Origin of the sequence: Pseudoxanthomonas mexicana, from assembly GCF_010093385.1 — a bacterium.
GTDB classification, from domain to species: Bacteria; Pseudomonadota; Gammaproteobacteria; order Xanthomonadales; family Xanthomonadaceae; genus Pseudoxanthomonas_A; species Pseudoxanthomonas_A mexicana.
On the sequence record NZ_PDWV01000001.1, the window covers coordinates 187,565 to 205,003 of the forward strand.

A 17,439-nucleotide genomic window follows, 5' to 3' on the forward strand; every position below is an offset into this window, starting at 1 on the left:
TCGCTTCACGAATATGCAATAAACAGCTTGTTTTATGGGGTTTCGTGCGCATGCTTCGGGGGCAGCGAATGTTCATACACATGTTTACTCGAGTAAGTGTCTTGACGGCACAAAATCGCGTGGATATGTTCGGCGCGAATGTCGTGATGCAGTACGCGGATCGGATGTGATTCGCGAATGCCACCGTTTCAACGGAGCGTTAACCACATGGATGCGTACAGGGGGTATGGCACGGGCCTTCAATCCGTGCGCGGTGAAGATCGCGGCTTGCCCGCGGATCCCGATGCGCGTTCGCGCACTGCCGCCCACACACAATCTTCAGTACCGCGGAGCGTCCAGCGATGGGGCGCAGCGGATGGGTGTTGCCGACGATTGCAGGGTGGTCTACACGTGAGTGGAAACGCTGTCTTTCGCGCGTCTCTGATGGCGGGCGTGATCTTTGCGGTGATGGCAATGGCGGGGTGCGCGACGCCCACGCCGAAAGACGTAGGTGGACGTTGGCGTCCGGTGAACCGTTTCGCCGAGGTGCCTCAGGCCATTCCACTCCAACAGGCCTACATCTATCAGGCGTCCCCGGCGGACTCCACCCTGAAAACCATGCTCGGCCGGTGGGCAAGGGATGCGCGCCTCACGCTGTCCTACCTGCACCCGAACGACTACACGCTACATTCGCCGGTTGCGCAGATCCGGACCGGCAGTCTCGAGGATGCGGCGAGTGCGCTTTCGGCCGCTTATGCCGAACAGGGCGTCCGGGTGGTGGTCGAGCGTCCGCGGATCATCGTGAGCCAATCGTTGCCGCCGCCCGCCGACGCAGCGCCTTCCGCGCCCACCGGTGACTGAGGGCGAACATCCCATGTTCAAGAAGAAGACCTCGTCGCCGGACATCGATCGTGCAGTAGCACAGGGCGTCAGCTTCGAGTTGACTCTGGCCGAACGCGCGCGGAAGAGCGAGCGCAGGGCCTGGCTTGTGGCGTGGTCCGCGATCGTGATGTCGCTGATCCTCGCCGGCGGCTATTTCATCTTTCTGCCGTTGAAGGAGAAGGTGCCTTATCTGGTGATGGCCGATCCCTACACGGGCACGGCCAGTGTGGCGCGCCTGTCCGGCAACTTCCAGGACCGCGACGTCACCACGGAGGAAGCGATCAACAAGAGCAACGTGGCGCAGTTCGTGCTGGCACGGGAATCCTACGATTCCGGATTGATCGGCCAGCGCAATTGGAGGACCACGCTGTCGATGGCGGGGCCCGCGGTCGCGCCCGCCTATGTGGCACTGCACTCGGAAAGCAACCCCGAGCGACCATTCCGGCTCTATGGCAGCGGTCGCGCGGTGCGCGTCCGGATACTCAGCATCGTGCTGATCGGTGGAACCGAGGGTCGGCGCCCCACCGGTGCGACCGTTCGTTTCCAACGCAGCGTCTACGAGAAGGGGCGGGGCATCTCTCAGGCGCTGGACAGCAAGATCGCCACGATGGAATTCACCTACAGCCCCGATCTCCGCCTCAACGAAGAGGACAGGCTGCTCAATCCTCTGGGGTTCCGGGTCACCAACTATCGCGTGGACGAGGACTTCGCTTCCGCGGCGCTGCCGGAGCGGGAGTTCCCCACGCCCCCGTCCTCTGCCGACATGGCGCCTGCCGTGCCGTCAGCCGCTGCAGGCACGAACGGAGCGGTCGCGACGGCGCCAGGCCCGGACCAGGTGCCAGGCGAGAACGATGTGTCGACAGCGCCGCTGCCTGCGGAACAGTCGGAATCCGAGACCGGAAACGGAGTGCCCCAACGATGAGGTGGAAGGACGCCATGATGCGTTTGGTCACGCTAAGCGTGCTGCTGATGGTAGCGCCCGCGTACGCGCAGGTGATCGAGCAGTACACATACGCGCCGGACAAGGTCTATCCGGTACGCACGGGCCTGGGCATCACGACCCAGATCGAATTGTCGCCGCACGAGGAGATCCTGGACTTCAGTACCGGCTTCAGTGGCGGATGGGACATCAGTCGCCGCGGCAACGTGTTCTACCTGAAGCCAAAGAACGTCGATGTCGACACCAATCTGCTGGTGCGCACCGCCGCGCATTCCTACATCTTCGAGCTGAAGGTCGTCGCTACGGACTGGCGCGTGCTCGACCAGGCGAGGGCGGCTGGCGTGCAGTACCGCATCACGTTTGTCTATCCGGGCGATACCAGTTTCGCGGGCACGGCAGACAAGCCGCAGGATGTCGCCTCCGAACTGAATACCGAAGTCGAACCCGGGCGGCCGTACTACTTCAACTACGAATACTCCCAGCGCAGGCGTGGCCCGGCGTGGTTGGTGCCGGCGACCGTCTACGACGATCGCCGCTTTACCTACATTCGCATGGGCGATCGCACACGCTTCCCCAGCGGGAACTTCCCGGCCGTATTCGCGCGCGAGAGCGAGCACGGCGATGAGTTCGTCGTCAATTCGACGGTACAGGACGACACCATCGTTGTGCACGGCACCTATCCCTATTTGGTCATCCGCCATGGCAACAACGTGGTGGGTCTGCGCAGGAGCCCGGAATGACGACCCAGACGCCACACGACCATCCCGACGGTGGGCCGGAAAGGGTGGGGCCGCAGAACCCCTACGAGGCCGCCCGGCATGTGCCTGAGCCAGACCTGGACGCCAATGCGCCCTACCTGAGGTCTGCCGACGTGCAGCGGCTCAACCGCAAGGCGCTGATGTTTCTGGCGGGGATCATCCTGCTCCTGCTAGTCGTCGCATTCTGGATATTCCGTAGCGCCGTATCTGACCGGGGGGACGAAGCTTCCGGGAAATCCCCCGGTGAGCAGCTTGTCATACCTGCGGCCCCTAAAGACCTTCCGGACCTTCCTCCCGAGCAGCCTACGGTGGCAGCCGAGCCGGAGCTTCCCCCGTTGCCCGTGGTCAACGAGTACCCGCCTCCACCGGCCCCGACTTTCTCCCCAAGTCCATCCATGGAGCGTATGGAGCTGACTCTTAGGGAGCGTCGGATGATGGACTTTGCCGGCAATACCCGTTCGCCATCGGCCCAGTCCGACCCCGTGCCGGGCGTGATGTCGCCAGATGAATACGCGCGCTTGATGGCACAACCAGGATCGCCCCCCGAAAAGGCGACAGAAGCGGACGACACCACCAGCGCAAAACCCCTTTACAACCCCAATACACTGCTGCTGCGCGGCACCTACATCCGGTGCGTTCTTGAGTCGCGCGTCATCACGGACGTGCCCGGCTATACCTCGTGCGTGGTGACTGAGCCGGTCTACTCGGTCAACGGCAAGCGCCTGCTGCTGCCGCGCGGCTCCAAGGTCATGGGGAGCTACAACTCCGAAGCGATCATCGGCGAGCGCGCCGCCATCGTGTGGGACCGCATCACCACGCCGACCGGCATGGACGTGAACATGCGCAGCCCCGGCACCGACATGCTCGGGTCGGCCGGCAATCCCGGGCACTACTCGGCCCACTGGGCGCAGCGCATCTCCTCCGCGCTGCTGATCAGTCTGCTCAGCGACGCCTTCAAGTACGCGGGCGCCAAGAACGGTCCCCAGGAAACGGCGGTCGTCAACGGCGCGATCTACCAGAATCCTTACGAGAGCAATACCGCCCGCACCATGGAGCGACTGGCGAACATGGCGCTGGACCGCAACATGGCGCGTCCGCCGACGGTGACGATCAACCAGGGCGCCATCCTGAACGTCTACGTGGCCCGCGACGTGGACTTCTCCGCGGTGATGCGCTGACGGCATGCCAGCATGGATACGCAGAACGAACCCCTTGCCCGTGTCTCCAACGAGTTCCTGGACTACCAGTACCAGGTGCTCGGCATCGGTGAGCACATGCATTCCTCGGACGTCACCGAGATCTGCATCAATCGTCCGGGCGAGATCTACCTGGAGACGGCGCGCGAGGGTTGGCTGAAAGCCGACGTGCCCACCCTGACCTTCGAGCGCGCCCGCCAGTTCTGCACCTCCGTCGTCAACGAGAGCAATACCGGCCAGCGCATCACGGACATCGACCCGATGGTGTCGCTGACGTTTCCCACCGGCCAGCGCGCGCAGTTCGTCGTCCCGCCGGCCTGCGACGCGGGCAAGGTGTCGATCACCATCCGCCTGCCCGCCAAGTTCAGCAAGACGCTGGAGCAGTACGAGCAGGACGGGTTCTTCGACGAAATCCTGGAGCAGCAGCAGTCGCTCGGCGACCACGACCAGGAACTGCTCGAACTACGCCGCAGCCGCAACTACGCCGAGTTCTTCCGCAAGGCGGTGCTGTATCACAAGAACATCGTGGTAGCCGGGGCCACGGGCAGTGGCAAGACCACCTTCATGAAGTCGCTGGTCAACCATATCCCCGATCAGGAGCGCCTGGTGACGATCGAGGATGCGCGCGAGCTGTTCATCCGCCAGCCGAACGTGGTTCACCTGCTGTATTCCAAGGGCGGGCAGAGCGCCAGCAACGTCACCGCGAAGAACTGCATGGAGGCCTGCCTGCGCATGAAGCCGGACCGCATCATCCTGGCCGAGCTACGTGGCGATGAATCCTTCTACTTCATCCGCAACTGCGCATCGGGCCATCCAGGTTCGATCACCAGTTGCCATGCCGGCAGTACGGCCCAGACCTGGGACCAGCTCGCGCTGATGGTCAAGGCGTCGTCGGAAGGGGCAGGGCTGGAGTTCGAGGTGATCAAGCGTTTGCTGAAGATGACCATCGACATCGTGGTCCACATCAAGGCGCACGCGGGCCGACGCTACATCACCGGGATCGATTTCGACCCCGCCCGCACACTGGCGTGAAAGGAGATTCCATGCGTCGCGTCTTCCCCAAGAACTCCATGTCCGCATCGAGCGCTCGCGTCCGAAGCTTCCATCAAGCGGCTTGTGTGGACGGTCGTGTCGTTGCCTGGATCGGCAACCATGATGTCCGTGGAAGGAGCTAATCGGATGCTGCCTGGCATGGAGCTGATGGGATGCACGGGGCTGGCGGTTCCGCCGACCGTGATGGAGCACGTCGTGAAGGTCGAATCCTCGTTCAACCCCTACGCGATCGGCGTCGTCGGGGGCCGGTTGGCACGACAGCCTCGGAGCCTGGCTGAGGCGCTCTCGACCGCGCGCATGCTGGAAGAACGCGGCTACAACTTCTCGCTGGGACTGGCGCAGGTCAACCGCTACAACCTGGCACGCCAGGGCTTGGACAGTTACGAGAAGGCGTTCGACACCTGTCCGAACCTTCGCGCGGGCGCGCGCATCCTTGCCGAATGCTATGGCCGGTCGGGCGGGGATTGGGGCAAGGCGTTCAGCTGCTACTACTCGGGGAACTTCACCACCGGCTACCGGCACGGTTACGTGCAGAAGGTCTTCGCCTCCTGGCAGCGCAAGGCGGGGCAGGAGGCAGTGCCGATTCCGATCATCGACCGTCGTACCGCGGCGCTGTCGCGCCGACTGGTGCCGGCGAACGCCCGCGCCGGTGGAAAACCCTCGCTATTGGAACGTCGCATCGCGGATGCGCGGAACGGTCGCGCCACGCCGTCGCCCACCGTCATTCCCGCCGCGAGCGGTTTCGCTGTCCCGGCGCCGACCACCGCCATCCCGCAGGCGCCCGCCGTTGTGCAGGCGCCGGATGCCCCGGTCGTGGTGCGGCCGTATTCCCAGAACACCGCCGTGGGGCCCCAGGCGCCGCCGGCCATGCAGATATCCGGGAGGGATGACGCTTTCGTCTTCTAGCAGCAACCGCCACGGATGGCCTATGGCACGCGAAAGTGCCACCTATCGTCACCATCACTATTGGGGTACACCATGAACCACGAGCACATGATCCACGTAAAGCAGTTCTTCGCCACCTTGGCCATCGCATCCGTCGCCGTCGCGGCGCTGGCGTTCCCTGAGCTGGCGTTCGCCCAGGATGGCTCTGGAGCCGAGGGTCGCGTCACCACGTTCTTCAACAACATCAACAGCTTGTTGAACGTCGCCTCGATCGCGATCGTCACCATCGCGGTGATCTTCGCCGGCTACCAGATCGCCTTCAACCACAAGCGCGTCGGCGACGTGGCCCCAGTACTCATCGGCGGCTTCCTGATCGGTGCTGCGGCCCAGATCGCCAAGATGCTACTGCCCACTGACGTGACGTCGACGGCGATGGTGGTGGGCCAGATGCTGGTCGGCCATGCATAAGAACGTGCTGTTCAGGGGCTGCACGCGCCCGCCCATGTTCATGGGGGTGCCCTACGTGCCCTTCGCGATCGGGGCGGGCGGCTGCCTGCTGCTCACGTTCTACTTCAACATGTTCTTCCTGGCCCTGCTGCCGGTGGTCATCTTCATCATGCGGCAGATGGCGCGCCGAGACGAGATGATCTTCCGGCTGCTGGGACTGCGCTGGCAGTTCCGGACCAAGGTCCGGAACCTGCGCCATCACGAAGGCATGTGGGTGTTCACGCCCAACGCCTACCGCAAGCGTTTCGACGATTCGATTCCGGACTGATCCCATGCTCGCGCCCGACCTGTCCATCGCCGAGTTCATCCCGCTATCCGCCCACGTGTCGCCGCATGTGGTCAAGACGACGGGCGGCGATTTCCTGCTGACGTGGCGACTGGACGGGTTGCCCTTCGTCGGGCGCGAGGAGTGGGAACTGGAGCATCGCCACAACAGCTTCAACCGGATGCTGCAGACGCTGCGCGCGCCGGACTTCGTCAACGTGGCATTCTGGGTGCACGACCTGCGGCGTCGCGGCCGTGTTCGGTCCGACGCCCGATTCGAACAGGCCTTCAACCAGGCGCTGTCCGACGAGTATTTCGATGCGCTTTCCGCGCAGAAGATCATGAACAACGAGCTGTACCTCACGATGATCTACCGGCCGGTCGTCATGGGGAAGAAGTTCGTCGAGAAGTCCGCCGACGTCTCGCGCCTGCAGGCGGAGCAGGATCAGGCGGTCGCTAAGCTCACGGAGCTGGCCGGCAACGTGGAGGCCGTACTGAAGGACTACGCGCCGGTGCGTCTCGGCATGTACGAGTCGGACAGGGGGGGCGTTTTCTCGGAGACGCTGGAATTCTTCGGTTTCGTCCTGAACCGCATCTCTGAGCCCGTGCCGGTCCTTCGCGTGCCGGTTTACGACTATCTGCCGGTAAGCCGGCACATGTTCTCGTCGAAGTCGGGCGATTTCGTCGTGCGTACGCCTGATGGGCAGAACCACTTCGGGGCCGTCCTCAACATCAAGGAATACACCGACGGTACCTGGCCGGGGATTCTCAACGGCCTGAAATATCTCGACTTCGAGTACGTCATCACCCATTCGTTCAGTCCCATGGGGCGGCAGGATGCACTGAAGGTCCTGGACCGCACCAAGGGCATGATGATCTCCTCGGGCGACAAGGCGGTCAGCCAGATCGCCGAGCTGGATCATGCGATGGACCAGGTCGCATCCGGCAATTTCGTGCTGGGCGAATACCACTTCATCCTGACGTTGTATGCCGAGGATCAGCAGCGTCTCTCGCATAACATCGCTGTCGCGCGGGCGGAGCTCTCGAATGCGGGTTTCGTGTCGGCCAAGGAGGACCTGGCCGTCTGTTCGTCCTTCTATTCGCAGCTGCCCGGCAACTGGCGCTACCGGACGCGGCTGGCCAATGTCAGCTCGCTGAACTTCCTGGGACTTTCGCCCCTTCACAACTTCGCCACCGGGAAGCGCGACAACAATCCCTGGGGCGAGTGCGTCACGGTGCTGCAGACCACCAACGGCCAGCCGTACTACTTCAACTTCCATGCCACCCATCCGGCGGAGAACTCGCTGGGCGAGAAGGCCATCGCCAACACCATGGTCATCGGCAAGTCCGGTACCGGCAAGACGGCCCTGATCAATTTCCTGCTCAGCCAAGTGCAGAAGTTCGATCCGGTGCCGACCATTTTCTTCTTCGACAAGGACCGCGGCGCCGAGATCTTCGTGCGCGCGTGCGGTGGCAACTATCTGGCGCTGGAGAATGGACAGCCGACCGGCTTCAACCCGTTCCAGTGCGAACGCACCGACGCCAACGTGCAGTTCCTGGCGGGGCTGGTGAAGGTGCTCGCCGGCAAGACCCATTACACCGCACGCGAGGACGAGGACGTCTTCCGCGCGGTCGAAGCCATGCTTGACATGCCGCTTCACCTGCGGTCGATGACCAACTTCCAGAAGAGCCTGCCCAACATGGGCGATGACGGGCTCTACGCGCGGCTGCGCAAGTGGACGGCCGGCAATGCGCTGGGATGGGTGTTCGACAACCCGGTGGACACCATAGACCTGGGTCGCGCCAGCATCATCGGTTTCGACTACACCGACGTGATCGAAAACGCCGAGATCCGCGTGCCGGTGATCAACTACCTGCTGCATCGGTTGGAAGAGCTGATCGATGGCAGGCCGCTGATCTACGTGATGGACGAGTTCTGGAAGATCCTCGATGGTGGCGGAGCGCTGAAGGATTTCGCCAAGAACAAGCAGAAAACCATCCGAAAGCAGAATGGCCTGGGCATCTTTGCCACGCAGAGCCCGGAAGACGCATTGGCGAGCGATATCTCGGCCGCGTTGATCGAGCAGACCGCGACACTGATCCTTTTGCCGAATCCGAATGCCGCCCGAGAGGACTACATCGACGGCCTCAAGCTCACCGATGCGGAATTCGAAGTGATCAAGAACCTGGACGAACGTTCGCGCTGCTTTCTGGTCAAGCAGGGCCACGCCTCGACCGTCTGCCAGCTCAACCTGCGCGGGATGGACGATGCGCTGGCGGTCATTTCGGCCAGCACGGACAACATCGAGATCATGCACCGGATCGTCGACGAAGAAGCGCAGCGGCTTGGCATCGAGAAGGCCGACCTGTTGCCAGAACAGTGGCTGCCACGTTTCCAGGAAGAGCGCAAGGGATCGGGTCGCACGGGGTCATCCCGAGTGTCGCCGGAGTGGAACGGGAGCAGCAAGCGCGTTTTCACCTAGAAGGTCAATTGCGAAGCATGCCGGCAAGCGAGATCACGGTGATCCGCTCGGCGAAAGGAGAGATGGTATGTCTTATGTCTACCCAACCAAACGCCGCTCTGCGTCGAAGCGTCGCCTCGCTTCCATAGTGGCATTGATCCTGATCGCGCCCTGGAGCGGTATACATGCTTCAGGAGTTCCCGTGGTCGACGGAGCACACATCGGCGTCAACAAATTTGCGTGGATCGAACAGTACAGGCAGATGTATCAAGAGCTCCAAAGGCAGATGGATCAGTACCGTACGCAGATTCGCGAGCTCGAGCAGAAGTACGTGAGGGGGCCCTCGTTTAATGGCTCGATAGGCTATCGGGAGGAACTCTCGGAGCGAGGCCTGAATGATTATGTGACGGAACGCTGCGGGACCGGCGCGAGGCTTCGCACGGGTCCGTCGGGAATCAAGGATGTTGCCGCGCGGCAGTTCATCAACTGTGTCTCGATCATCCAGACCGAGAACAGACGTTACAACGTCATGGTCCGCGTACTGAAGAATCTCGATACGCGGGACAAGCAGATGGAGGAGCTGAAGCGGCAGGCAGCGGAAGTTCCCCCGGACCAGCCGGGCGCCCTTGAGAGGGTGAAGGCGAACATCGCTCAGCTTGAGTCCTACATGGAGCTCGACATGCAGAATGCGTCCACGCTTCTTGGTGCCTACGACGCAAGCCTGAAATCGCTTAACGCCGAGCAGGTCTGGCTAGGGCAGGAGGCTTTCAAAGGGAAGCGCGGCGGATTGATCGATGGTGTTGTCCAGTATGGCGCATTGAAGGCGGCTCTCGAAGTGGCGCGGACCCGCGATCGCTGAGTGGAGATGGTTGGGGATCCCTCAGATCCTTCTTGCCCTGGGTGATAGAAGATGGACTGCAGTTTGTTTTCAATATTGGACACGGGCCTGGGTGGAATTCCACTCAAGGCTTCGCTACCCAACATGATCTTCTTCCATGAAATCAATGATTTCATCGATGATGAACTGATCAACGAGTACCTGCCGAATCTTGGCCGGCGCGTCATGCGTGTGCTGGGCGGTCTTGGAACGATACTGCTCACGTTGTGGATCACGATACAGGGCTACCGGATCGTAACGGGTCAGTCCCGCGAGTCGATGATGGCGCTGGTTGTCAGTTCGCTACGCGCGACATTCATCGTCGGGATCGCGTTGGGGGTTGCGGTTTCATGGGGGCCGATCTATCAGACCCTGACCGATGGGCTCATGAGTACGGTCAACGAGACGATGACAGGGGAAGAAGATGGCGGGGGCGCCTACGAAGACATCGATAGGACCCTGGCAATCATGCAGGCTGCGCTGGCGGCAATTGACACCGTTGACAGCAACTACGACGTAGTCACCGAGAAGAGAAAGGATCGCGCGCTGATCTTCACGGGTGTCGGATTGGGGGCGCCTGCGATCATGGCCGCAGTTGCCATGATGCTCAACAAGGTCGCCATAGGCCTGGTGGTGGCCATGGGGCCTGTCTTCATCCTGTGCCTGCTTTTCGAGCAGACCAAGCCCCTTTTCCAGAAATGGTTGATGTACGGGATTGGCACGCTGTTCTCCATGGCGCTGCTGACGGTCATGGTTACATTGGCGCTGGACATGGTCATCGCAGTGGGCATGTCATTCTGGGTGACTAGCACGCTCGGATTCGGGGGTGAGGATGTCACCAGCATGGCGATGCAGCAGGGAGGGTTGGGTCTTATCCTGACCGCGCTCATCGTAAGTGCGCCACCGATGGCCGCGATGTTGTTTCAGGGAACGCTTGGTCAGTTCACGCCCTATAGTGCTTTCCAACCCTCGCAACAGCCCGGCGCACCTGGTCAGCCGGGTTACGCCGGTGTAAGCGTTGGTGCGCAACCACCTTCGCCACCGCAGAGTATCTATCCCTCTCCACGCGCGATGAATACCCAACACAACTAAGGTGGCCCTCCTGATGCGCACGACGATTTCGCTACTACTACTCATGTTCTCGATGGCCTCTTATGCGCAGACGGCCTGTCCGCAAGGCGTAGGCCCGGGTGATCCGCGTTGTGGCCCCGGTGGAGGTGGCGGTGGTGGATGGGATCTTCCTGCAGGAAAGGTTTACACGCGATGGAAGACGACATGGGGGGCTCTGGCAGAGGACACGGATACGGGGAAGATCGGCACATCGACGGGTGAGTTCAGTCGCAGGCGTGCCACCCGCGAAGCAGTCGCAAACTGCAAAGCCATGGGCGGCTTGGAATGCAAGTTCATCTTCACCTACAAGAACAGCTGCGCCGTGGTGGCCCAAGTGGCTGATGATCCCAGTCCGTCGATGATATCGACCTATCAGAGCGCACCGACCCTTGAGGTCGCGTCCAAGCTGGCTATTGATGGCTGCTCAAGCAAAAATGAAGGGCGTGCGTGTCAAGTGACTTACAAGGACTGTACGCCCCCCGTCCTAATCTACGAGTGATGCACATGGATTGACATCGTCTACCTGCTTGCTCGTTTCAGATAGAACTCTAGATTTTGGGTCGGATAGATCATGCATCGTTCCATAGCAGTAGCCTCGCTGTCGGCCGCCCTCTCGGATGCGTTCAATCTATGTCCGGTTGTGGCTACCCGCGCGTAAGAGGAGAGGATGGTCGGTTTCTTGGACGCAACCAGAAAATGGGGATCCAGATGCATCCCGGTTAACCGGCGGCATGACCACCCCTCTTGAGCATCTTCGTGTTGACAGTCTGGGCATGCTGCATCCAGCTATTGATGCAGAGGCATCGCATATTAGGTGGCAATTTATGAGGCACATCCTCCATTTTTTCCTCATTGCGACGGCGCTGCTCGGCAGCGGATGCGATACGCAGACCGCACGCGTCGTGGATACGGCCAATCAGGAAGCTACCCCAGAGAAAAAGGAACACGACATGTCGGAGCTGAAGCCGCCTTCCGCGGACAGCGTGTTGTATTTCATCTACCAGCGCGACGGCGATGGCGCGGTCAGTTACAAAGTCGATGGCGGTGCCACCGTCAGCTACTGGTACGGCCACGCGTTCGAATTGAACGGAAAGCACTACTTCACCGGCTTCGGCAGCAGGAGCGTGGGCGAAGGTCCAGAAGGCGACAACGGGATGATGGATCCCGAGCATGTCGCCATCTCCCAGGCGACGTTCACGCGCGTCGAGAAGGATGGCAAGGTGGAGTGGTCGAAGCCGGATACCGATGGTTACGTCGGTGAGTTCGGACGGTTGGGGCGCGCGGACGAGGTCGATACGTCGCGCAAAGCGCAGGGATACGCCACTGCCGATGGCCGCTACGTGCTGGCTGTTCCGACGCGAGATTTCATGAATGGCGAGGAGGTGCAGTCGTTCGCCATGTTCCTCTTCGATCCCGACGGCAAGGACGGGTTGTCGTTCCGTCAGTGGGGCTATGTTGGCAGTGTGCGCGTTGGCGGGGACAATCAGGCGGCCTGCAGTGACGGTCATGTGATGCCTTGCACCGCCAGTACCGGCGAGCTGGCCTTCGAGCCGGCGTCGGACGGCGGACTGCCGGCGTTGAAAGTCGCCCCCTCGGGGAATACGAATGCCGGCCCCGGCAAGGTACGTGCGCTCGGCCCCGAGGATGCGGTAATCTACCGCTTCGACGCGAATGCAGAGCGTTATACGCCCTGAACCTTTCGAGTTGACCGCTCTTTACAAGGCTCACGGATCGAGCCCGGTTGACGTCCTGCGACCCACGGTCGCGAACATCAGCAAGAGGAGCCAGTGATGGCCAGTGACTACACCCGTGAACAGATCCTCGATATCGTCGAGCGCCAAGCACAGGCGAGCGGCATTCCCCGCGAGGACTTCCTCCGGTTCGCCTACATCGAGACGGGCGGCCGCTTCAACCCCGATGCGAGCAACCCCAGTGGTGCGAAGGGGTTGTTCCAGTTCATGCCGCGCACGGCGGAGGATTACGGCATCGGGGGACAAGAATTCGATCCCGTGCAGAGTACGCGTGCGGCTGCAGCGCTGTACCAGGACAATCTTGCGGACATAAGCCGCAGGCAGCAGCGTAGTGGACATGATTTTCTGTCAGGAAACGAGACGCCAAGCGGGCTCGATCTTTATCTTGCTCACCAGCAGGGGGCTGCTGGTTATGAGTCCGTGCAAAGCGCCCTCGCGACGGGAGAGTTCTCGCTCACGAGTACCCGGCGGAACATATTGGGGAACATCAGCGCCAGTGATGTCGAGAGGCTGACAGGGCGCAAGCCTGAAGAACTTCGCGGACTCGATGACCGCGAACTGGCCACCACCTTCGCGCAGTACTGGAACACCAAGTACGCCGCCATCAGCATTCCCGATCGCGGCATCCACGCCAGCCAGCCCGATGCGGCCGTGCGCGAGCGCACGTCGCCGCTGGCCGATGGCGTGCTGCAGACCGGCGAGCGGGGCGAAGAGGTGCGCGCCTTGCAGACGTCGTTGAACCAGCTTGGATTTCGCGATGGCCAAGGCGCAGAGCTGGAGACGCGCTCGGGCATCTACGGCGGCAGGACGCAGGAGGCCATCCGCGCTTTCCAGAGGGCGAATCAGCTGGAAGCCACCGGCAATGCCGACGCGCGGACGCGCGAGGCCATCGCGCAGCAGCTCGCGTTGCCGGAACAGGAGCGCAACCGCGCCCAACCTGTGGAAGCGCAACCGCGCGAAGGCGGACTGGCGTGGCCGACACCGGGCAATCGCGAGATCAACCAGGCCGACAAGCCACGCGAGGGCCGGGGTGAGTTCGGTACGCCACGCAGCGGTGGGCGGCGCCATGGCGGCATCGACATCGAGGGCGACGTCGGTGATCCGGTGGTGGCCGTCGCGGGCGGCACCGTAGTGGTGCGTCCGAACAACGAGGCGGCCGGCAATACCGTGCATGTGCGGCACGACGATGGCTCGCTCACCAAGTACTTCCACCTGGACGGGTTCAGCGTGCGCAATGGGCAGCGCGTGGAGGCCGGGCAGCAGATCGGCACCATGGGGCGTACCGGCAATACGCCGGCCCAGGGCGATACCCATCTGCATTTCGAGTTATGGCGCGATGGCCGCCAGGTCGATCCGTTGCCGCTGTTGCGCGGCGCCGAGCGCGATGCTGCCGCGCCCTCACGCCCGCCCGCGGCCGAGGTGCTGCGCGACGGCGCATCGGGTGCCGCAGTGCGCGAACTGCAGCGGCAGCTCAACCAGCTGGGCTACCGCGGCGCCGATGGCAGGCCGCTGGAGACGACCTCGGGCAAGTTCGGGCCGCAGACCGAACATGCCCTGCGCGCATTCCCGGCGGACTACGGGCTGAAAGTGGATGGCGAGTACGGCGATCGCTCCCGCGCGGCATTGGCCGCGTCCACGCGCGAGGCCGCACGCGATCCCGCCGCGGCCAGCGCCCGGCCGCAGGCCCGCAGCGAGGACGCGCAGCGTTCGTTCGTGGATCGCATGTTCGCGGCGATGTATGGCGGCGATGACCGCGCCATGCGCCAGGCGTTGGACGAATACCTCAAGACGCCAGCAGGCGAATCGTGGCGGAAGGAATCGCCAACGGTCGAACCCTCCGTCACGGACCGCGACCCGACGGGTCCGGCCCGTTGAGTCGCGCGGGGCGCCGGCCAGCGTGGCTCTGCGCCCGCGTTCAACGCGATCGTCAACCGTCAGGGTGTGCGGGTCGCGGTTCTTGTGCCGTGCTGCAGCGCACCCGGAATTCCGAGGACGGCGTCAGTCGTCGATGCGAGTCGAGGAGAATGAAGATGGATCATCTACCGGATGGGCGAAGTAAGGCGTTGACGACGGCCTTCCTTCTCCTTCTTGTTTCCCCCACAGCCTGCAGCGGTGCCATGGACAGTCAGAACAGCCCCCCGACATTCACCGAGAATCCCGCTCCGCGCCAGACCTATCGTCTGACGCTGCGCATCGAGGGAGCCCCCGGTCCCCTCGAGGTCGTCTCCAGCGCCGCGCAGTACGACGTCGTCAATCCCGAATGCTTGCCGCCACCGAAGGACAATCCGGGAGGTCATACCTCGGCCGTGCCGACCCACGACATCCCGCTGCGCCTGCAGCGCGTCTCCGACAACGAGTACGTCGGTGTCGTCCATGTCGACGGCATGGTCGATGCCGACTACCACGGGCGCGGGTGTGCTGCTGGCAGCTGATCCAGGCCCAGGTGCAGCTTCAGGCACCAGGGGCCGAGGGCGGCACGCGCTTCGTGGCCAAGCTCAACGGTGACGAGGTGTCGCAAGGCACCGCCAAGGCGATCCACTACTGGAAGGCGCGCTATCCGAGTAAGCCGGGTGCGGACAGCTATCGCGATTACGGGCAGCCGGATCTGCAGAAAGTGCCAGCCGACCAGCGCGAAGAATTCTTCGACATCGTGCTGACCGCCGGGGAGGCCTGACCATGGGACTCACCCCGCAGCAGTATGCCTACCTTGCGGATCACAGCTACGATCGTGGCGGACAGATGCAGGACCTGCTCAACAAGGATGTCGTCATCGGCGGCGAGCGCTACCGCGTGATCGACCATGTGGACAATCCGCGCACCGGTTACCAGGGCACCGTCTATCAGCATGAGGCCAGTGGCGCGGTGGTCGCCGCCCATCGCGGCACCGAGTTCGGGCGGGAGGCGTTCCGTGACGGCGTGGTCGCCGACGGCGGCATGGTGTTCGCGCGCACCAACAGCCAGGCGGCGGATGCGGTGGAGCTGACCCGTCGCGCGGTCGAGTACGCGGAACGGCAGGGACGCGAGCCGGGCAGAACGGTGCCCGAAGTGACGGTGACCGGACACTCCCTCGGCGGCACGCTCGCACAGGTGTCGGCCCACCACTTCGACCTGCGGGGCGAGACGTTCAACGCCTATGGCGCGGCCAGTCTGGACCGGCGCATTCCGGAAGGCGGCGACCGCGTGACCAACCACGTGATGGCGGTCGACGCGGTCAGCTCCGCAAGTCCGCATTACGGGCAGGCGCGCATCTACGCCACCGCGCAGGAGATCGAGACCCTCCACCGCACCGGTTATCACGACAACATGCTGCGGGACCTGCTGCAGCGTGACATGCCGCTGCCGGCGTCGGTGGTGTCCGCCGACTCGCACAGCATGCACAACTTCCTGCCGGTGGATGGCGAAGGGCGAGCCGACCGCTCCGCACTGGCCGATCCCCAGGCGCGCGGGCTCGCGGAAGATCACCGCGGCATCATCGCGGACTATCGGGACGATGTGGGCGACCTGCGCCGCAGCGTCACGGTCGTGGCGCGCGGCCCCTTGGGTCTGGTGCTCGACGGCATCGATCGCGTTCGGGGGCCGCTGGCCCCCGGCGAGCCGGCAGCGCAAGAGGTGCGCCGTCCGACCGGCAGCCCGCAGGCGACGCCCGGCCCTTCGGTCACGTCGACGGCTCCGGCGGTGTGGCAGCCGAGCCCGGAGATCGAACGTCTGCTGGCGGCAGCACGCGAGGGCAGCCCGGCAGCGCTGCAGACGGCGCAACAGGGGTTGCAGGCATCCGCTATCGGTCAGGCATGGCATGCCCGCGTCGACGCGCACCAGCAGGCGCTGGACGCGCAGCAACGCGTCGCGGCTCCGGCCGCGGAGCCACGGACGCAGGCGCCGCTGGATATCGCGCGCTGAAGAATTCCTGCGGCGAGGAGGGCAGGCCGGGCGCACGCGGTCGCCGCCGCGCGTGCCTGTCCGGGCGTCTCGTGCCGGACGGTTGCGGCATGTGCGGAGGCGGCCTGTCAGCGCGGCTCAAGCGCGCGGGAGGCGCATATGGGCGAGCAAGGTCTGCTTCGGGCGGATGGCCGTGTGGAAGGACCCGCAGACAGTTGCGGTGGTCAGTGGGCAGGCGACCGTGCGGTACCTGCCTGGAGAGTTGCAGTCAGCGCGTGCCGTACAGGACGACGGTCTTGCCTCGCGCGTGCAGGGCGCCGTCGGCCTGCAGTTTCTTCAATACGCGCCCGGCCATCTCGCGTGAGCAGCCGACCAGCCGGGCAAGTTCCTGGCGGGACACGCGCAGCTGGGTGCCCTGCGGGTGGCTCATGGCCTCCGGTTCGCGGGCCAGGTCGTGCAGGGTGCGCACGATGCGGTCCGTAACATCCAGGAACGCCAGGCGGCTGGCCTTGCGGCTGGTGTCCAGCAGGCGGCGCGACGGCTGGGCGCCGATGGCGTACAGGATCTTGGGGGCGTCCGCGGACAGCGTGCCCAGGAACAGCTGGTGCAGACGCTCGTAGCTGATCTCGGCCAGCTCGCACTGGGTGCGGGTGCGCAGGATCACTTCGCGGCGGGCGGATTCGATGAACAGGCCCATTTCGCCGACGAACTCGCCGGCGCCGAAATAACCCAGCACCAGCTCACGGTCGTCATCTTCCTCGGTGATGATGCTGACCGAGCCGCTGACCACGTAATACAAGGTGCCGGCCGGGTCGCCCGGGCGGAAGACATCGGCACGGGCTGGGTAGCGGCGACGATGGCTGTGGGCCAGGAAGCGCTCAAGCGTGGCGGTGTCCGGC

18 protein-coding genes and 1 pseudogene are annotated in these 17,439 nt (G+C 63.5%); 18 read left to right on the forward strand and 1 reads right to left on the reverse strand.

Annotated elements, in window-relative coordinates; all coding sequences use genetic code 11:
- The first annotated feature begins 423 nt into the window (after positions 1–423).
- The 18 genes and pseudogenes from CSC76_RS00870 (at position 424) to CSC76_RS00950 (ending at position 16,561) form a co-directional block, all read left to right on the forward strand.
- Positions 424–840, forward strand: a complete 417-nt coding sequence (locus CSC76_RS00870) for a TcpQ domain-containing protein (protein WP_162108165.1) — start codon at positions 424–426, stop codon at positions 838–840.
- A gap of 13 nt (positions 841–853) precedes the next feature.
- The gene (locus tag CSC76_RS00875) at positions 854–1,783 is read left to right on the forward strand and encodes a VirB8/TrbF family protein (RefSeq protein WP_162108166.1); all 930 of its coding nucleotides are present in this window, start codon (positions 854–856) and stop codon (positions 1,781–1,783) included.
- Positions 1,784–1,797: 14 nt separating this feature from the next.
- Positions 1,798–2,541, forward strand: a complete 744-nt coding sequence (locus CSC76_RS00880; RefSeq protein ID WP_238394820.1) for a TrbG/VirB9 family P-type conjugative transfer protein — start codon at positions 1,798–1,800, stop codon at positions 2,539–2,541.
- Positions 2,538–3,737 (forward strand): TrbI/VirB10 family protein, encoded by a 1,200-nt coding sequence (locus tag CSC76_RS00885; protein WP_162108168.1) that lies wholly within the window; start codon positions 2,538–2,540, stop codon positions 3,735–3,737. The genes CSC76_RS00880 and CSC76_RS00885 overlap by 4 nt, the downstream gene beginning before the upstream one ends.
- 12 nt (positions 3,738–3,749) lie before the next feature.
- Positions 3,750–4,787: a P-type DNA transfer ATPase VirB11 gene (gene virB11 / locus CSC76_RS00890; RefSeq protein ID WP_162108169.1), complete on the forward strand. Its 1,038-nt coding sequence runs from the start codon at positions 3,750–3,752 to the stop codon at positions 4,785–4,787.
- A 147-nt stretch (positions 4,788–4,934) separates the two neighbouring features.
- On the forward strand, positions 4,935–5,714 hold the full coding sequence (locus CSC76_RS00895) for a lytic transglycosylase domain-containing protein (RefSeq protein ID WP_425500819.1): 780 nt from the start codon (positions 4,935–4,937) through the stop codon (positions 5,712–5,714).
- Between the two features lie 72 nt (positions 5,715–5,786).
- On the forward strand, positions 5,787–6,161 hold the full coding sequence (locus CSC76_RS00900) for a TrbC/VirB2 family protein (RefSeq protein WP_162108170.1): 375 nt from the start codon (positions 5,787–5,789) through the stop codon (positions 6,159–6,161).
- Complete coding sequence (locus CSC76_RS00905) at positions 6,154–6,468, forward strand: VirB3 family type IV secretion system protein (protein WP_162108171.1); 315 nt, start codon at positions 6,154–6,156, stop codon at positions 6,466–6,468. The genes CSC76_RS00900 and CSC76_RS00905 overlap by 8 nt, the downstream gene beginning before the upstream one ends.
- A 4-nt stretch (positions 6,469–6,472) precedes the next feature.
- Positions 6,473–8,947 carry a VirB4 family type IV secretion/conjugal transfer ATPase gene (locus CSC76_RS00910; RefSeq protein WP_162108172.1) on the forward strand — a complete coding sequence of 825 codons (2,475 nt, stop codon included), beginning with the start codon at positions 6,473–6,475 and terminating at the stop codon, positions 8,945–8,947.
- 67 nt (positions 8,948–9,014) lie between these two features.
- Positions 9,015–9,785 carry a TrbJ/VirB5 family protein gene (locus tag CSC76_RS00915; RefSeq protein WP_162108173.1) on the forward strand — a complete coding sequence of 257 codons (771 nt, stop codon included), beginning with the start codon at positions 9,015–9,017 and terminating at the stop codon, positions 9,783–9,785.
- Between the two features lie 51 nt (positions 9,786–9,836).
- Positions 9,837–10,895 (forward strand): type IV secretion system protein, encoded by a 1,059-nt coding sequence (locus CSC76_RS00920; RefSeq protein WP_162108174.1) that lies wholly within the window; start codon positions 9,837–9,839, stop codon positions 10,893–10,895.
- Positions 10,896–10,908: 13 nt separating this feature from the next.
- Positions 10,909–11,412, forward strand: coding sequence for a DUF4189 domain-containing protein (locus tag CSC76_RS00925; RefSeq protein WP_162108175.1), 504 nt, complete (start codon positions 10,909–10,911; stop codon positions 11,410–11,412).
- 232 nt (positions 11,413–11,644) lie between these two features.
- The gene (locus CSC76_RS00930) at positions 11,645–12,607 is read left to right on the forward strand and encodes a hypothetical protein (RefSeq protein WP_162108176.1); all 963 of its coding nucleotides are present in this window, start codon (positions 11,645–11,647) and stop codon (positions 12,605–12,607) included.
- Positions 12,608–12,703: 96 nt separating this feature from the next.
- Positions 12,704–12,919, forward strand: a pseudogene (locus tag CSC76_RS19360) (transglycosylase SLT domain-containing protein); the annotation flags it as partial.
- Between the two features lie 222 nt (positions 12,920–13,141).
- Complete coding sequence (locus CSC76_RS00935) at positions 13,142–14,539, forward strand: peptidoglycan-binding protein (RefSeq protein WP_238394822.1); 1,398 nt, start codon at positions 13,142–13,144, stop codon at positions 14,537–14,539.
- Positions 14,540–14,781: 242 nt separating this feature from the next.
- On the forward strand, positions 14,782–15,096 hold the full coding sequence (locus CSC76_RS00940) for a hypothetical protein (RefSeq protein ID WP_162108178.1): 315 nt from the start codon (positions 14,782–14,784) through the stop codon (positions 15,094–15,096).
- Entirely contained in the window at positions 15,078–15,338 is a 261-nt protein-coding gene (locus CSC76_RS00945) for a hypothetical protein (RefSeq protein ID WP_162108179.1), read from the forward strand. The genes CSC76_RS00940 and CSC76_RS00945 overlap by 19 nt, the downstream gene beginning before the upstream one ends.
- Positions 15,339–15,340: 2 nt before the next feature.
- Positions 15,341–16,561 (forward strand): Tle-like phospholipase domain-containing protein, encoded by a 1,221-nt coding sequence (locus tag CSC76_RS00950; protein ID WP_162108180.1) that lies wholly within the window; start codon positions 15,341–15,343, stop codon positions 16,559–16,561.
- Positions 16,562–16,808: 247 nt separating this feature from the next.
- Here the strand turns inward: CSC76_RS00950 and crp are convergent.
- Positions 16,809–17,439: cAMP-activated global transcriptional regulator CRP (crp, locus tag CSC76_RS00955; RefSeq protein WP_238394823.1), on the reverse strand; the 631-nt coding region annotated here is incomplete at its 5' end.

Excerpts from the sequence above, each read along its gene's own strand:
- CSC76_RS00870 (WP_162108165.1), top strand. The coding sequence starts at position 424 with ATGGCGGGCGTGATCTTTGCGGTGATGGCAATGGCGGGGTGCGCGACG.
- CSC76_RS00875 (WP_162108166.1), top strand. The coding sequence starts at position 854 with ATGTTCAAGAAGAAGACCTCGTCGCCGGACATCGATCGTGCAGTAGCA.
- CSC76_RS00880 (WP_238394820.1), top strand. The coding sequence starts at position 1,798 with ATGATGCGTTTGGTCACGCTAAGCGTGCTGCTGATGGTAGCGCCCGCG.
- CSC76_RS00885 (WP_162108168.1), top strand. The coding sequence starts at position 2,538 with ATGACGACCCAGACGCCACACGACCATCCCGACGGTGGGCCGGAAAGG.
- virB11 (WP_162108169.1), top strand. The coding sequence starts at position 3,750 with ATGGATACGCAGAACGAACCCCTTGCCCGTGTCTCCAACGAGTTCCTG.
- CSC76_RS00895 (WP_425500819.1), top strand. The coding sequence starts at position 4,935 with ATGCTGCCTGGCATGGAGCTGATGGGATGCACGGGGCTGGCGGTTCCG.
- CSC76_RS00900 (WP_162108170.1), top strand. The coding sequence starts at position 5,787 with ATGAACCACGAGCACATGATCCACGTAAAGCAGTTCTTCGCCACCTTG.
- CSC76_RS00905 (WP_162108171.1), top strand. The coding sequence starts at position 6,154 with ATGCATAAGAACGTGCTGTTCAGGGGCTGCACGCGCCCGCCCATGTTC.
- CSC76_RS00910 (WP_162108172.1), top strand. The coding sequence starts at position 6,473 with ATGCTCGCGCCCGACCTGTCCATCGCCGAGTTCATCCCGCTATCCGCC.
- CSC76_RS00915 (WP_162108173.1), top strand. The coding sequence starts at position 9,015 with ATGTCTTATGTCTACCCAACCAAACGCCGCTCTGCGTCGAAGCGTCGC.
- CSC76_RS00920 (WP_162108174.1), top strand. The coding sequence starts at position 9,837 with ATGGACTGCAGTTTGTTTTCAATATTGGACACGGGCCTGGGTGGAATT.
- CSC76_RS00925 (WP_162108175.1), top strand. The coding sequence starts at position 10,909 with ATGCGCACGACGATTTCGCTACTACTACTCATGTTCTCGATGGCCTCT.
- CSC76_RS00930 (WP_162108176.1), top strand. The coding sequence starts at position 11,645 with ATGACCACCCCTCTTGAGCATCTTCGTGTTGACAGTCTGGGCATGCTG.
- CSC76_RS00940 (WP_162108178.1), top strand. The coding sequence starts at position 14,782 with ATGGACAGTCAGAACAGCCCCCCGACATTCACCGAGAATCCCGCTCCG.
- CSC76_RS00950 (WP_162108180.1), top strand. The coding sequence starts at position 15,341 with ATGGGACTCACCCCGCAGCAGTATGCCTACCTTGCGGATCACAGCTAC.